General features: G+C 23.8%; 13 protein-coding genes. 3 read left to right on the plus strand and 10 right to left on the minus strand.

Annotation, left to right across the window (positions count from 1 at the left end; all coding sequences use genetic code 11):
* The first annotated feature begins 272 nt into the window (after positions 1 to 272).
* A complete protein-coding gene (locus tag MarbSA_RS01890; protein WP_054835954.1) occupies positions 273 to 782 on the plus strand; it encodes a multiprotein bridging factor aMBF1 in 510 nt (169 codons plus the stop codon).
* A 341-nt stretch (positions 783 to 1,123) separates the two neighbouring features.
* Here MarbSA_RS01890 and MarbSA_RS01895 read toward each other — a convergent pair whose 3' ends face one another.
* The 9 genes from MarbSA_RS01895 to nikR form a co-directional block, all read right to left on the minus strand.
* A complete protein-coding gene (locus tag MarbSA_RS01895) occupies positions 1,124 to 1,531 on the minus strand; it encodes a DUF356 domain-containing protein (protein WP_042704169.1) in 408 nt (135 codons plus the stop codon).
* A gap of 348 nt (positions 1,532 to 1,879) precedes the next feature.
* The gene (locus MarbSA_RS01900; protein WP_197016930.1) at positions 1,880 to 3,064 is read right to left on the minus strand and encodes an Mfer764 family protein; all 1,185 of its coding nucleotides are present in this window, start codon (positions 3,062 to 3,064) and stop codon (positions 1,880 to 1,882) included.
* A gap of 572 nt (positions 3,065 to 3,636) precedes the next feature.
* Positions 3,637 to 4,086 carry an Mfer763 family protein gene (locus tag MarbSA_RS01905; RefSeq protein WP_042704173.1) on the minus strand — a complete coding sequence of 150 codons (450 nt, stop codon included), beginning with the start codon at positions 4,084 to 4,086 and terminating at the stop codon, positions 3,637 to 3,639.
* 663 nt (positions 4,087 to 4,749) lie between these two features.
* Positions 4,750 to 6,615, minus strand: a complete 1,866-nt coding sequence (locus MarbSA_RS01910) for a Mur ligase family protein (RefSeq protein WP_221061730.1) — start codon at positions 6,613 to 6,615, stop codon at positions 4,750 to 4,752.
* 284 nt (positions 6,616 to 6,899) lie between these two features.
* Positions 6,900 to 8,006 (minus strand): pseudomurein biosynthesis MraY family phospho-N-acetylmuramoyl-pentapeptide-transferase, encoded by a 1,107-nt coding sequence (gene mraY, locus MarbSA_RS01915; RefSeq protein WP_221061731.1) that lies wholly within the window; start codon positions 8,004 to 8,006, stop codon positions 6,900 to 6,902.
* Between the two features lie 232 nt (positions 8,007 to 8,238).
* On the minus strand, positions 8,239 to 9,498 hold the full coding sequence (gene ddl, locus MarbSA_RS01920; RefSeq protein ID WP_221061732.1) for a putative pseudomurein biosynthesis ATP-grasp protein: 1,260 nt from the start codon (positions 9,496 to 9,498) through the stop codon (positions 8,239 to 8,241).
* A gap of 76 nt (positions 9,499 to 9,574) precedes the next feature.
* Complete coding sequence (gene hycI / locus MarbSA_RS01925; RefSeq protein WP_348531746.1) at positions 9,575 to 10,111, minus strand: hydrogenase maturation peptidase HycI; 537 nt, start codon at positions 10,109 to 10,111, stop codon at positions 9,575 to 9,577.
* Between the two features lie 235 nt (positions 10,112 to 10,346).
* Positions 10,347 to 11,474, minus strand: coding sequence for a 50S ribosomal protein L11 methyltransferase (locus tag MarbSA_RS01930; RefSeq protein WP_221061733.1), 1,128 nt, complete (start codon positions 11,472 to 11,474; stop codon positions 10,347 to 10,349).
* Between the two features lie 255 nt (positions 11,475 to 11,729).
* Entirely contained in the window at positions 11,730 to 12,167 is a 438-nt protein-coding gene (nikR, locus tag MarbSA_RS01935) for a nickel-responsive transcriptional regulator NikR (protein WP_394296191.1), read from the minus strand.
* A gap of 954 nt (positions 12,168 to 13,121) precedes the next feature.
* Between nikR and MarbSA_RS01940 the strand changes: the two genes are divergently transcribed.
* Together MarbSA_RS01940 and MarbSA_RS01945 are read left to right on the plus strand one after the other, a co-directional pair.
* The gene (locus tag MarbSA_RS01940) at positions 13,122 to 13,532 is read left to right on the plus strand and encodes a CBS domain-containing protein (protein WP_042704181.1); all 411 of its coding nucleotides are present in this window, start codon (positions 13,122 to 13,124) and stop codon (positions 13,530 to 13,532) included.
* Between the two features lie 48 nt (positions 13,533 to 13,580).
* Positions 13,581 to 14,045, plus strand: a complete 465-nt coding sequence (locus MarbSA_RS01945) for a hypothetical protein (protein ID WP_042704183.1) — start codon at positions 13,581 to 13,583, stop codon at positions 14,043 to 14,045.
* A gap of 198 nt (positions 14,046 to 14,243) precedes the next feature.
* On the opposite strand, the gene pheS is transcribed toward MarbSA_RS01945, so the two are convergent.
* Complete coding sequence (gene pheS / locus MarbSA_RS01950) at positions 14,244 to 15,797, minus strand: phenylalanine--tRNA ligase subunit alpha (RefSeq protein ID WP_221061734.1); 1,554 nt, start codon at positions 15,795 to 15,797, stop codon at positions 14,244 to 14,246.
* Positions 15,798 to 15,899: the final 102 nt, after the last annotated feature.

Raw genomic sequence — 15,899 nt, forward strand, 5'->3', positions numbered from 1 at the left:
TATAAATTTTAAATTTAATTTGTATATATAGAAATTGTCTTTAATAATATTTAAATTTTGGGATTTTTAATATTATAAATATAAAATATTTTAAAAATAATTTTAAAAATGATTCTGAAAATGATTCTGAAAAAACTATTAAAATAATATCTGAAAAAATTATAAAAATTATAAAAATAACTATAAAAATTATGAAAATATTTATGAAAATAATAATTATAATAATTTGATGATAGGTAAAATATAAAAATAATTAAAATATATTATTAAACATGAGATGTGAAATTTGTGGACAACCCATAGAAGAAGGTAAGTCAAAAAAAACAAAAATTGATGGTTCTATTATGGAAGTTTGCTCAGATTGCTCTAAATTTGGTATAATTCAAAAAGAACCTCCAAAACCAAAAAATATTCTAAATAAGAGCAAAGGGAGTGGAATTAATAGAACTGAGAAAAAAACTAGAACTCCTAGACCAATGTATTCACTTGATGAACCTACTGAAGAGTTAGTTGAAGATTTTCAATCAATAGTCCGAGAAGGTCGTGAAAAGAAAGGTTTTTCAAGAGAAGAGCTTGGTGAAAAAATTTATGAAAAAGTTTCTGTTATAAATAGAATCGAATCAGGAAAAATGGTTCCAGATATAAAATTAGCTAAAAAATTAGAAAGAATATTAAATATAACTTTAATTGAAAAAATATCTGATATGGAGTTAGAAGATTTTAAAAATATATCTTCAGGTGGACCAACTCTTGGAGATATTGTTAAAATTAAGAAAAAATAATAAATAATAGTTAAAATTATCTTAAAAACTAGTAATAAGATTATTTTCTATTAAAATAATTTTTCTATTAAATTCCTTTGATTTTAATTTATATTATTCTATATAATATTAACTAGGTTAAATTAATATTATTAAAAGTTAATTTTTTATAAGATATATTTTAAACTAATTCTTATTTAATATTTAATTCTTATTTAATTATTATTATTTAATATATACTTTTTTTATTTTTTTATAATTAATTATATTAACTTTAATTTATTTATTCCAAGATTTCAATAAAGAATTATAATGTTTACTTATTATTGATTAATAATAATCTAATGATAATATTAATAGATTCATTTATGTCTTGGATTAGAAATATTAGATTTATAATCTTTAAGTTCTGTTCCCTTTTGAGCTTTGTTTGAATAATAACCTCTAAAAATAGGAGCATCATCTAACTTTTTATTTAGTGAACTATATTCTTTATATTCATCACTTACCACTACAACATGAGCAGGAGGATGTATCTTCTTAATTTGCATTATAGCTAAAGTGATATCTTCTCTAACAAAAAAAGCAGTTGCTACTTTAGATTTATTTCTTAAAGGAGCATTTAAGATACTTTCAACTATAGAATCTGCAAATTCACCATCAATCTTTTGAGGATCCTTGATTAAGTGCAATTGAGCATGCCTCTCAATATCTGCAATTGCATTGAGTAATTTTGAATTATTATCTCCACGAATTAATATTAATGCCATAATTATCACATATAACTTTAAATTTTAAAAGAATAATATAAAACCTATTAAAAAATAGGATTTGAATATAAATTTTAATTAAACATAAACATATTATTAATAATAAATTAAACCATATTAATAAATTATCTTAATAGAACATTAAGTAATATTCCAAATATAGTTTATTATATTATATAAATATATTAAATTATTATTTGAATTATATTTTGATATAAATACTAAATTATATATTAAATATTATATATTAAATATTTTTATTAAAAAGCTTAATTATTAAAAAATGATTATTTAGATTTGATTTATATTTAATCTATATTTCTATATTTAATTTTTATTTAATTTAGACTATTTTTTCTGGAAAGATTTCAATAACCTACTTCTGAATATAACTAAAAGTACCAATATTATACCTATAGCAGTCTGAATACTTCCAAGTATATCTAATACAAATGAACTTACAGGTAAATTCCAAGGAGGAGATGTTCTTCCATCAGGTAAAGGAGTATAATAAACACCAACTGCTTTTGATCCTGCTTTTACATTTATATCTTTTGGTTCAACATAGTTTACACTAACTATAAGACCATTTCTAATACCTTTATTTAATGATCCAGCAATAGCATTAGCATCATAACCATATTTAGACACTGATGCTTTTACAACCTCACTGGTGGTTTCAGACAATCCTGGAGTCTCACTTCCATAAACAGAAACACTAACAGAATCTTGTGTTACAGTTATAGCATCGGTTAAAGCTTCATATGCATAAATAACTTTTAATGGAGCTCCATCAATAGGACAAGTATCATAATTTTCTGCTGCAGGATATCCCGAAGACCATCCATCATTTGGACAAACTTTAACATAAGGTTCATTCATTGGATAACCAGTAGTATTAATTTCCTCAGGAGTAAACATATCTCCAGTAGATATTCCTGCCACTAAATTAACAGCTCCTCCACCATATTTTTCTCCAGCGTCATTAGAAACTTCTTTAAATACTTGCCCTACAATAGTTGTTGCAGAATAACCATCACGAATCATCCTACCTATGTTTAGAGCAGTTTCTCTTCTAACTTGAGTTGCAGTCCCATATTGAGGATTACCATGAGTATTTCTTAAATGAATAATAGCTCCTTTTTCTCCAGGAGGTAAAACTGCAAGTCCTCCAGAATAAGGAGTAATTTGAATACTATTATCATCTTCAACAGTGATAAGATAAGCATCAAAAGATCCGCCTACAGCGGCACCAATTGAAGGCCCACCAACCATCAATCTAATCCCAGAATAACCACTAGCAGCTGCAGCACCTTCTGCAGCTGTAGCTCCATTTTCTAATCTACTAATAGATTCAACAATAGCTCTTAGCCTATTATTAGAGTCACCTTCTCCTCCAGATAAAACAACAAATTGTTTTTCTTTAGACATTAAAAATGTAGACTGGAACATATTATCTGCAAAAGACATACTTCCTCCAGCAGCACCATTTATATCCTGACCAGTTGGATCTGTAATGACTATTACATTCATTGTAGCTGAAATAGTAGCTATAAAACCAAAAAGAATCAAGAGTATACTTAATAGGATTAGAATTTTTCTCAAGTTATCATCCATTTAGTTTATAATATTATTTAATTGATTATTATTTAATTTTATTAGGTAATTTATTCAATATTATTTTTTGATTCAATAATATCAATCTGATTTAAATAATATAAATTAGCTGAAAAAATCTCAATTAGGTAATTTCAACAGTTAATTAAATTCAATAATTAAGTGATTTCAATAGTTAAATATTTTAATAATTAGGTGATTCAATAATTACCTACTAAGCCAAATAACTATCAATTCATATTTTTCATTATATTAGAGTTATTTTTAATAACAATATTCTATTTTAACTATATTAATTTTTTAGACATTTAATAATTTTTATTAATAATATATTTACTATTCTCATAGTAATATGGTTTATATTAAATGATTTATAGCAATAATCCGATTTAATTTGAAATCAAACTCTTATATCTAAAATAAAGATATATTATAAAATTATAGAGATTGTATTCAATTTTAAAGTAATTCAAGACTAAAAACCATTATTATGCCGTTGGAGCTTTCGATGTTGCATTAGTTAAATCTACTGTTGAAAAATCTTCAATGACGGTTATCGTTACAATACCGGTATTCTTGTCAACTTTAACATCAGCAGCAGCAATAGGCTGAACTTTAGTTCCTGGTATAGTGGTCAAAGTCGCAAATTCTTGAGCATTTTTAATCGCCTCATTTAGGGGTATCTCTCGCTTAGAAGTTACCAACATATCACCGTCAATATAACTCCCTGAACGTAGCCCTGAATTAGCAACATTTGCCCTTATACTATCAATAGGAACAATATCATTACCTTTAATAATAATACCAGAAATAGGAACACCATCATCTATTTCTGGAGAAGATGCAAAGGCAATATAAGTTATTAATCTACCAGAAAGGATCAATATAAAAGCTAATAATAAAATTATTAGTGTATCTCTCCTTATTTTAATGAACATGATCTTCACTCTTATATAAATTATTTTTATATGTATAAAATATAAAGTCTATATATAAAATATACTATAAAATGTACAACAAATTATCAATATAGTATTAATAGAATAATAAAAATATAATATCCAAGCTATAATATCCAAACCATATCTAAATATAATAAATATTTGAACAATATAAATGTAAAATATTCAAATATAATATCAGATATAATTATATCATATAAATTTTAATAATAAGCTAATAAAACATCAATAATATTATCAATACGTATATTAAAACATTTTAAAACAATATATAACCAATACACAGTGTATGGGTAAATACAAACAATGTATAAAGCAATGAAAGCATTAAAAATACAATATAGTTACAATATAGTATTAAGAAATAATATTAAGTATGTACTATTAACATTAGATTATTATCAATTATTATTAATAGAATACATCATATAAAACTTACATTATATATCTGTATTTTAGACCAAACTAATATTAATACTTATCTCTTATATATATTTTCTTTAAAATAATTATTACTAATAATATAACTATTTATAAATATCCTTCTAAAATTTATTTTAAGATAATAAGAATTTTAAATTAATTTTTGAATAATTTAGCAACTTTTCAAATATTCAAATAATTAGTTATCTTAAAGAATTAGTTATCCTCATTAAATATTTCATTTAATAATTCCTCAGCAGGATCCATTCCCTGAGCACCTATTAATAAAATAAGGTCATCGACTTTAGAAGAATTATAAACATTATATAATGCATCTTTAAGCATTTTGTAATGAGTATAACTAATATTCTCTTTATTTAGCACATTAAAGAATGTTTCTTCTTCAAAATCTTCAACAAAGTTTGATTCATCAACAACATCAGAACTACTAGATAAAATTATTTCCACTTTATTAATATTTTTATCTTTAGATTTTTTATCTTTTAATTTTTTATCTTTTAATTTTTCATTATTCTTAATTTTAGGTAATGTTTCAGAATTATTTTTTCCATGTTCATTGTTATAATTATTATTATACTTATTATTATTTTTATGCTTACTATTTTTATGATTATTATTGTTTTTATGATTATAATTAGTATTGTAATTACTATTTATATCTTTTAAAGCTTCAACAATAGCTTTAGCATTAATTTCATTAATTTCTTTACCTCTTGACCCTCGAATTGCACAGATGATTTTAAGATTTTGATGAGGAAAATTAGCTACTGCATTAATAGTTGCTTTTATACCTTCAGGATTATGAGCAAAATCATCGATTATTATAGGATTACAATTAATCTTCCTAAATCTTCTTTTAAGAGATTTATAAGACTTTACACCATTCAATATATCTTTAATTTTAATGTTAAGTGATAAACATGCTGAAATAGCTGCAAGAGTATTTTGAATAAAATGATTGCTATTAAATGGAAGCTCCTCAATAGTCAATATTGGTTTAGATTTGTATATTATAGATTTACTTTCAGTATCATAAATTAAAGATTTATTAATTTCAATACCATTTTCATTGCTAGAAATATTTTTAGTATTATTAATATCTACATTTTTAATATTAATATTATTAATACCAATATTATTAATATCATTAACTTTAGTATTATTATTGGTATTAGTATTAGTATTGGTATTAGTATTGGTATTATTATTGATATTAGTATTAATATTAATATCTTTAATAACAGAGTTCATTGAGAAATAAAAAGTTTCAACATTACTTTCAGCAAAATCTGCCATATTAAATACATATTCATCATCATGATTTAAAACCAAAGTTCCTTTGCTCATACCTTTAGCAATTCCTGAAGTTTCTTCAAAAACCTCTTTGATTGAATTAACAAGACCAATATGGTCAATAGCCACATTAGTCACTACACCAACATCAGGATTAACTGCTTTAGTCATTAAAAGTGCATGATTATGCATTAATTTACCTAACCATCCTTGAACCTCAGAAGCTTCAATAACAAGATAATCTAATTGACCATCATTGGATAAAGCATATTCAGAAATAATTTTAGGGACCATAGGGTCAATTAATGTATTAAATTCAGATTTTGAATCAGTATTTGTTAGTGTATTAGCTCCTGTAGATTTTAATATATGATAAATCATATGAGATGTTGTTGATTTACCATTAGTACCACTAATAATTATTCTTTTAGAGTTAGGAACAAAATTTTTTATAGACCAATTTAAAGCAATAGCATTTGCTTCTTCAATCTTTTTTACAACTATTAAAGGAATCTTTAAATCAGTAGCTATATCTATAGAATTTCCCCTAGGATCTTCTGTAATTATGCAAGCAACATTTTTACTAGAAGCAATTTTTATTCCCTTTTCATCAATCCAATGTCTTATTACTATATCCCCTTCACTAGAATCTTTTAATATATTAAAAATTCCAGTAAAGCCTCCAGGAGACCTAAAATCTGAAGCTCCAACAATATTTCCAGAAATAGCTCTAGCTAATGAATCAATAGTAATCCTTGTATCAATCATCTAAAATATACTCCAATATACTTAAATAACAAACAATATACAAATGAAATAATAATAGTAATACTAATAGCAATATTAATAGTAATACTAATACTAAAGTTAATAATATTAATAATAATTATAATAAATTGATGATAATTTATTCAGTAAACTAAGAGGATTATTATAAATTTATTATATATAAATATTCGATGTGAAATAACCAATGAAAATATGATATTTTTATAATATCATTACTGATATAACATCCTTACTAAGATATATCTTAATCTAAATATAAAAAATTATATGAAAATATAATAATCAACTAATAACCCAATTATACAGACAACCGCTGTTAAAAGCCAATAACTAAGTACTATCTTCTTTTCAGACATTCCATTATAATTTAAAGTATGATGTAAAGGTTCAACAGGAAGGCGAATGATTTTTGCCCTATGAATTAAGCTGATAATAACTGAAACAATAGGAACTGCCAAAGATAAGACTCCAAAATAGGGAATATTTGTTACAAGCACTGCTGTTGCAAATCCAGCACCTAAAGCAAAAGAACCAGTATCTCCCATAAAAATAGAAGCAGGATAACGATTGAATACTAAAAATCCAAGACTAACTGCAGCTAAAAGAGTAAAAACAAATATTGCTCCAGGATTACCATTTATAAAACCAAACAAAGCACAACCAATAGAAGCAATAGCTATAATACCACTAGCTAAACCATCCATACCATCAATTAAATTAATAGCATTAATAGCACCAATAACCGCGATTAAAATAACTGGAATAGCTAATAATCCTATTGTAGTTCCACCAATCAACACAAAAGGACCTAATGAAAATCCACCAAGAGTAACAACTGTACCAGTAATGACAAGAAATATACCTATAACTAGCTGACCAATAATTTTTTCAATTTCACCCATCTCATTTTTTATAGGAAGTTCAGCCAAAAGTTCTAACTTATTTTCAGCCAATAAATCATCAACAACCTCCTTTGCTTTTGGAGTTGCAGCTCTAGCTTCTTCACCAGGATTTAAAGTTAATTGTCCAATAGTTAACGGAGAATTAGTGATATTTTTTATTAATTTTTGATACTCTTTTACTTTAAAACCAATCAAATCATCTAAAAGGCCAGCAACTCCTGCTGTAAGCATTATAAGAGAGGTAACTAAAATATATTGATTTTTAAAATAAATTGATGCTACAAACAATACAGAAAAAAGAAAAGCTATACCCCCCATAGTAGGAGTACCAGCTTTATGCCTGTGTTCTGAAACAATAGGGTTGTCTGAAACATTGGCACCAATTAAAATCTTCCGTATATAATATGTGAATGCAACAGAAGAAGCAAAACTTATTATAAATAATATCAATACATCGAAATAGTTCATTTTACCACACTAATTAAAAATCATGATATAAAAAATTCAGTACAATTTACTAAATAATTTACTATTATCCTCTATAAAATCATAAATATTAATAGTTTAATCAAAGATATATTTAAACTTAGTTATAGATTCAAGATGTTTATTCAAATTAATGATTATAATCAAATTTCTAGGATATAAATATTAATAATAAGTAATAAAAAATAGAAGTATGTTTATTTAAATAATATAACTATAATTCATCTAAACAAAACTCATAAAACCTTTTTCCAATGAGTTTTTTAGCTAATTTTTTAGCTTCTGCTTTTGATTCTGCACTAATAGTTAAACGCTCATAATTAGAAGGACCATGAAGAACCCATGAATTTTTATTAAATTTTTTAAGAGGATTATTTGATTTTTTACCATTAAACTGTTTATCATTAAAATTACCAATAGGAATTTCCAAAGCAAAATAATCTTTCATTTCTTCATTAAGAGAATCAATATTAAAATCTCCAGAAACCATATCAATCAATTTAGTTAAAGGATGAATACTAGTTGCAGCTGCAGTTAAATATCTAGTACCACTTGGACGAGTATTAATTTCTAAAGCATACAGCTTTTTATCATGTTTAGAAAAAATAAAATCAATATCAATAGTTCCTTCAGCTTTAAGCTCTTTAGCTATTATATATGCAACTTTTTTTACATATTCATTATCTAAACCCTGAACATCTGCAGGAGCACACCTAACTTTATTTAAAGGATGTAAACCATTAAGAGATGTTTCTCCTTTATAAACAGGAACAAGAGGTATATGACTATTATTAAAACATAAAACCTCAATAGATATTTCACTACCTTCAATAAATTCTTCACAAAGTGTTTCATTAAACTCAGAAAAATAATCTTTTGCTTCATCAATATTTTGAATTATAGATATATCTCGTCCACCTTGACCACTTCTTTGCTTAAAAACAAGTGGAAAATCTAAATTATCATTATCTAATTTATTATTATCTAATTTATTATTTTCTGAAATATTATTTTCTGAATTATTTAAATAATTTTTAGAAGATATTATTGAAAATTCAAAGGAACTAATAAATTCCTCAAAATTATAAGAATTTAATATTTGAAATTTAGAAGTGTTAATATTATTTTTAATAAAAAATTTTTTTGTTTCTATCTTATCAGAACTAATTGCAATAGTGTGAGCATTAGAAGCTATAAAAGGGATTTTTAACTCATTTTCTACTTTTTCCTTAGCTAAAGCAACGTCCATTAAAGGATCATCAATCCCAATAAGAGAAACAATTCCATCAACGTTCTCTTCTTTAGCTATCCTAATAGGTCCATCCATACCTCTTGGAACGATAAAATATTTATTAGCACGATCTAAGTTAGAAGCATTAGAATTTGATTCAGTTAAAATACTTTCAATATTTTTTTCTTTTAAATAGAAATCAACATCATCAAATAATCTTGCTCCAATAAATAAAATCTTCATAATATCACAATAAATAAAATCTTCATAATAATATAATAAATAAAAAATTCACTATAAAAACAATATAATAAATAAATTAATCAAACAATAATGATGAAAGTATATCTATTACCTCATCAGCACTTTTTAAAACATTATGAGATATTTCTTCTCCTAAATTCATACTTACTGGTTCAATACCTATTAAAAGGAAATCAAAATAAATATCAACTTCCAAATATTTAATCAAATAAGATAAAGACATTGAATGAGTTGAAGCATTAATATTAGGTAATTCATCTTTTACAATAGTCTTTACATTACTAGGATTAGTTCCCATTAAAGCAGCATCAATTATCAATAAATGACTAGGATTCTCCTTTTTTATTAATCCTGTAAAATTTTCAGGAGCAGAACCCCCATCAATAAATATTATATTTCTATTAAATTTTTTATCAGAAGTTTTTGTATTTGAATTATCAGAAGAATTAGAACCCATAGACATATTTTCAAGTTCTTTTATAATATAAGGACCTATTGAATCATCACCCCTTAATTCATTTCCAATACCTAAAACAACTAACTTTTCACAATTTACTAAAAAGGATTCTAACTTTTCTTTTAATGAGATAATATCACCAAATATGATACATTTTGATACATTTAATTATACTTTAGTTATTTTAATTATTTTAAAATACTTTAATTACTTTGATACATTTTAATATATTTTATTATTTTAATATATTTTAGAATTATTACTTTTAATATATTAATAATTTTCTTTTATGAAATATGATATAAATCTAATAAATATAATCTTAAACAAGATTAAGACTAAATAGTCATTATAATGAAATATAAACTAATTAAATTATATCAGCTTCAATTGTTTCAACTCCCCCACCCATAACATATTTCAATTTAACCGATAATGTTAATTCATTTAAATTATCATTACTAAAAATATTATTATAATTATTAACCTCACTACTATTAGTATTAGTATTAGTATTACTATTAGTATTATTAATATTATTATTAGTATTACTATTAATGATACTATTAATATTATTGTTCTTATTATTATTCTTATTATTAATATCACTATTAATACTATTATTAAAATTATTATTGATATTATTCTTAGATATATTATAACTAGATGATAAAGGAATTAAAATAGGAGGATTTAGCATAGGAGTAGGACCACAAATAATATTCTCATTTATTATAGTAAAAGTCGTTATCTTAATACCATTAAATTTAAAATTATTAAAATTATTAAAGTTATTAAAGTTATTAGAGTCACTAAGATTATTATCAAACTCATTAATCGATATATCAGTTGTATCATTAATTTTATCAAATTTAAAATTAATAATTGTCTCAAATTCAGGTATAATCTCATCTAAAAAATCAATGCAAGAAAATATAACATAGTCTCCTAAAACTTTATAATCAGGCTTTTTGCCATGAAAATCCTCGTCCTCATAATGTGTGTAACTTTTCTCCATATAAACAGGTTCAGCAATATTAATAATTCCCTGAGGAATAATTTTTCCATTATTTTTAAGATATTTACGAACATTGTTTAAAACTGGAACTTCTTCTTCATCAATTAAAGCAGTATCTAACATTTCACAAATTATTAAATCTGCAGACTCTGTAAATTCAAATAAAGATGCATCAGCACTTATAAAATTAACATTATCAATATTATTTTCTTTAAAAGTTTTTTTAGCACATTGAATAGATTTATCATCATTATCTATAGCTAAAACACTTTTAGAATATTTTGAAGCAAAATAAGAAAGAACACCAGAACCACAACCCAAATCAAATACAGTAGAAATTTTTTTATCATTGTCTTGAATTTTATTATTTCCATTACTAAGAATGGATTTATAATAATCATTAATCCCTTCATAAAAAACTGACAATCTATCAATATCCTTAATTAGATTAGAATGATAAGGAGTTGTATAAAATTTCATGTAATTAATGTATAATTACTAATTAATATAATTTAATAATAAATTTAGAATTGGATAATTAAAGTTAACTAATTAAAATTAACTAATTAGAATTAAACAATATAAATAATAAAACTAAAAAAATAGTAAAACTAAAAAAATAATTAAAAAATAGTATAATTAAAAATAGATAATTAAAAAATAGTATGATTAAAAATAAATATTAATAATAAAACTAAATAAAAAATAAAAATTAAATAAAACAAATATAATTAATCAGTCTGGATCGAAAGATTCACCATTAGCTGTACTAGTGAGTTTTACATGATCGACTCCTTTAAGTCTCATCATTTTTTCTGTTAACTCCCTAATACTATTAACATCTCCATTAACAACAATAACTTCCATACAATACTTAGAAGTCATGTGTATATGCATACTAGTGTTAATTTCATCCCTATAATCATGCTGGATTTCAGCTAAGCTTTCCATAACTCCAGTATAATAATGATCATATATAACAGTAATAACACCAATTCTGTTTCCTTCCATTTCATTCATCCATTGATATCTTACTATATAATCTTTTAAAGCATCTCGAATACCTTTTGAACGAGATTGGTAACCTCTGTCTTTTAAGACTTCATCAAAATCGGCGAGTAATTTTTTTGGTAAAGACATACTTATTCTCATCATTTTTAAAACCTTCCTCATATTTCATCATTTACATATAAGTATATTATAAAACCTATATATAAACATAATATATACTATATATACTTTCATATATTTATAAGCACCCTAAATAAAATTATAGATAAATAAATATAATTTTATAATAGTAAACATTTATTATTTTTAATATAACCTAGTTTATATTTTACCATAAGAACCTAAAAAATAAAAACAACGAATAGTTCTATATAGGATAATATATTGAAATACTCTCATTTATTATATTTAAAAACTTTAAATGAAACACTCTTAAATAAGATATTCTAAATAAATTAATTATATCTAAATAAAATAATTATATTTAAAATATATTTAAAACATCTTAAAAAGGATACTAAATATCAAATATTTCACGAAAAAATATTTTAGTCAAAGTACTCAATAATACTATTTAAAGTAATTTTGAATAAACTTATTGTAATATATCAAAATTAAATCAATTTATATATACTATTTTTTATAGAGAATTTAGTAGAAATTTATTATTTTTAGATTTATTTCTATTAGTACCCTATATTATAGTAGTACTTTATAATATATAAATATTATTAAAATTATTATCCACTATAAATATCTTTCTAATCTAACATAAATTTTTCTAAAATTAAAAAATAAATCAACATAGAATAATTAACAATAGAAACAATAATATATATTCATTAACAAATTAAAAGTAAATAATAAAATATTTTCCAATTCTAATAATAAATACAAACAAAATTAAAATAACAATCTGAAAATGCTATAAGTAAATAAAGATAAATATTATTAATAATATAAAAAATCTAATAAAATAGTATTAATAATCAGTGAAATAGTATAAATTTATTATACAAAATTTAGTATAATTAATAAAAAATTAAATATATTATAAAAAATTAGATATAGCATAAATAATATAATTATAACTAACAGAATAAAAAAAGGTAGAGCATGAAAATTAAAGATGTAATGAACCAAGAAGTAATATCAGTAAACGAACAAACAAGCCCCATTGAAGCTTTTGAAAAAATGTATAGAAATGGAGTTAGAAGACTTTTCGTTATAGATGATAATGGAACTCCAAAAGGGGTTGTTTCTTATAGTGACTTAATAGGAGTTTTAAACAAATTAAGTGACTTAAATAAAGAAAATAATCAAGAAAAAATTAAAAACATAATGACAACTAATATTATGACTGTAAATTCTGAAGAAGATATAAAAAATGCAGCTAACTTAATGTTAAGAGCGGATGTATCTGGACTTCTTGTAATAAAAGCTAAAAAACCAGTGGGAGTTATTACAAAAACAGATATATGTAGGTTAGTAGCTGCAAATTTACTTATTCCAAAAAATGATGATTAAAAAGAAATTTGAACTTAAATACAAGGAAAATAAATAAGGAAAATATATATGATAACAATAACAAAAAAAGAGGAAATTGTATTTAATCAAATAAAAATATTCCATTTAGAATATGATGATGGAATACCTGAAAATCTAATAAAAATGGAACTTGGAATATATGAACATGAATTAAGAGAGATTTTAAAAGAATTAAATAATAAGAATCTTATAGAATATAAAGAAAAGAAAATAAAGCTAGCAGATTTTGATAAGAGTATAAATGCAGTAGACTCTAGACAAGAAGTGATTAAAGCAGATTTAGATGTTAAAGAACAAAAATCTCTTGAAATCATAGAAAAGTTAGCTGATCAAGATAGAACAATCTCTAAATATATTTTAGAAGGTAATTTGTTATATGGTGATCTAAAGTTAAGTAACTTCAGAATGTATCATATAATATTATCTCTTGAAAACAAAGGCATAATAAAACCAATAAACAAATCAGATGGAGAATATTATTTATTAATATGAATAATACTTTCTATAATAATCAGACAAAATAAGAGATAAAATAAGTATATTATTAAAGAAAATAAGAATTTTAATAAAATAAAAATTTTAAATAATATTAAATAATTTCTAAAATATTATTTAAAATTATTTAACATATCTTTATATTTAACCTATTTTCATCCTCATCTAATTCTATCCCTAATCTACTTCTATTCCCTAATCTAATTTTATCCCATTATCAACTGGAATTTCTCTTAACCATTTGATATCACTCTTATAAAGCATTCTAATATCACTTATATCATATCGAATCATAGCTAATCTCTCAATTCCAAGTCCAAATGCAAGTACAGGAACATCAATACCTAAGGGTTCTAAAACTTCTGGTCTAAACATTCCAGAACCTCCAAGTTCTATCCAACTTTCTTTTTCTTCAAGATAAACTTCACATTCAGTTGACAAATATGTGTAAGGGAAATAAGCAGGTCTAAATCTAACTTCAAAACCTAATTTTTTATAAAATTCTTTTAAAGTTCCAAGAAGATTTTGATAGCTAATTCCATCTGCAGCAACAATACCTTCAACTTGATGAAACTCAGGTAAATGTTTATAAGTAATTGTTTCTCTCCTAAATACCCTTCCAACAGAAAACATTTTTAATGGAGGTTTATTTTCTTCTAAAAACCTTGTTGATATTCCAGTAGTGTGAGTCCTTAAAACTGACTGTTCTGCAATTTCTTTACTCCAATTATAATTCCATCCCTCAGAACCAGTATTTCCACCATTTTCATGAGTTTTAGCTACAGATTCAACTAAAACCTCATCAGGAAGATTACAGCTAATAGGGTTTTTAACATAGAAAGTATCCTGCATCTCACGAGCAGCATGATCTTGAGGTTGGAATAAAGAATCAAAATTCCAAAAAGCAGATTCCAAAATACATCCATTAGATTCAGAAAAACCAAGATTTAAAAATATTTCACGGATCTCTTCAATAATCATTCTAAGAGGATGACCTTTACCAGGGAAAACTTCAGGATATTCAGCATTAATATCATAAGGACGATATTTTAAGTTTTTCCATTCCCCAGTTTTAATTTGCTCTGATGTTAATTGAGTAGCTTCCTCTTGAATAGTTATTCCTCTATTTAATATTTTTAAACCTTTTTCAAGAATTTTAAAAATGTGTTCTGTTTGTTTTTCCACTTCAATTAGATTTTTTCTATCATTTAGTTGTTTTAATCCTTCAAGTAAATCTTCATCAAAATCAGAGATAGAGACTACTGAATCAATAGACTTCAATAAGTATTTCAATAAAAGTTCATCATTGCCTTTTTTATCCTTAAATTCAGCACCAAAATCAGTTAATTTCACTGTACCTTTATCAATTTTAGCCCATTTTTTACGAACTAGCCATCCAATAACAATTTTTATCTCATAATTTTCAATACTAGTGGATGTAGCTAAATCCTTCATAGATAACTCTTTTTCATCTATTAAAACATTTAAAACCCTTCTTTCTGGGAGACCAATTTCAGCGTATTTTTTGCCAACATCAGTCAATTTAATAGATTCAGTTACAGATTTTTCCACTTCAATAATATCTTTTGAAGCAAGTGAACCAGCTGCACTCATAACTGATTTAATATCCATAGAATTGATTTTAGCTATTTCTTCAGGAGTATAATTCTCATTTTCTTTAAGAGATTTCAATAGCTTTTTTTCGTATATATGTAGTTCATCAATAATCTTAGTAATGTCTTCACACATCTAAACACCTAAAAAAAATATAAAAGGAATAATAAAATTAATTATAATTATAGTAGTGATTATAATTATTATTATCATGATAATAATAGTAATATTAATTTA

It is taken from the genome of Methanobrevibacter arboriphilus, assembly GCF_019669925.1.
GTDB lineage: Archaea > Methanobacteriota > Methanobacteria > Methanobacteriales > Methanobacteriaceae > Methanobinarius > Methanobinarius arboriphilus_A.

Bases quoted from the DNA above. Each gene is read 5' to 3' on its own strand.
- MarbSA_RS01890 (WP_054835954.1), top strand. From the start codon at position 273: ATGAGATGTGAAATTTGTGGACAACCCATAGAAGAAGGTAAGTCAAAA.
- MarbSA_RS01895 (WP_042704169.1), bottom strand. From the start codon at position 1,531: ATGGCATTAATATTAATTCGTGGAGATAATAATTCAAAATTACTCAAT.
- MarbSA_RS01900 (WP_197016930.1), bottom strand. From the start codon at position 3,064: ATGAATGTAATAGTCATTACAGATCCAACTGGTCAGGATATAAATGGT.
- MarbSA_RS01905 (WP_042704173.1), bottom strand. From the start codon at position 4,086: ATGTTCATTAAAATAAGGAGAGATACACTAATAATTTTATTATTAGCT.
- MarbSA_RS01910 (WP_221061730.1), bottom strand. From the start codon at position 6,615: ATGATTGATACAAGGATTACTATTGATTCATTAGCTAGAGCTATTTCT.
- mraY (WP_221061731.1), bottom strand. From the start codon at position 8,006: ATGAACTATTTCGATGTATTGATATTATTTATAATAAGTTTTGCTTCT.
- ddl (WP_221061732.1), bottom strand. From the start codon at position 9,498: ATGAAGATTTTATTTATTGGAGCAAGATTATTTGATGATGTTGATTTC.
- MarbSA_RS01930 (WP_221061733.1), bottom strand. From the start codon at position 11,474: ATGAAATTTTATACAACTCCTTATCATTCTAATCTAATTAAGGATATT.
- nikR (WP_394296191.1), bottom strand. From the start codon at position 12,167: ATGAGGAAGGTTTTAAAAATGATGAGAATAAGTATGTCTTTACCAAAA.
- MarbSA_RS01940 (WP_042704181.1), top strand. From the start codon at position 13,122: ATGAAAATTAAAGATGTAATGAACCAAGAAGTAATATCAGTAAACGAA.
- MarbSA_RS01945 (WP_042704183.1), top strand. From the start codon at position 13,581: ATGATAACAATAACAAAAAAAGAGGAAATTGTATTTAATCAAATAAAA.
- pheS (WP_221061734.1), bottom strand. From the start codon at position 15,797: ATGTGTGAAGACATTACTAAGATTATTGATGAACTACATATATACGAA.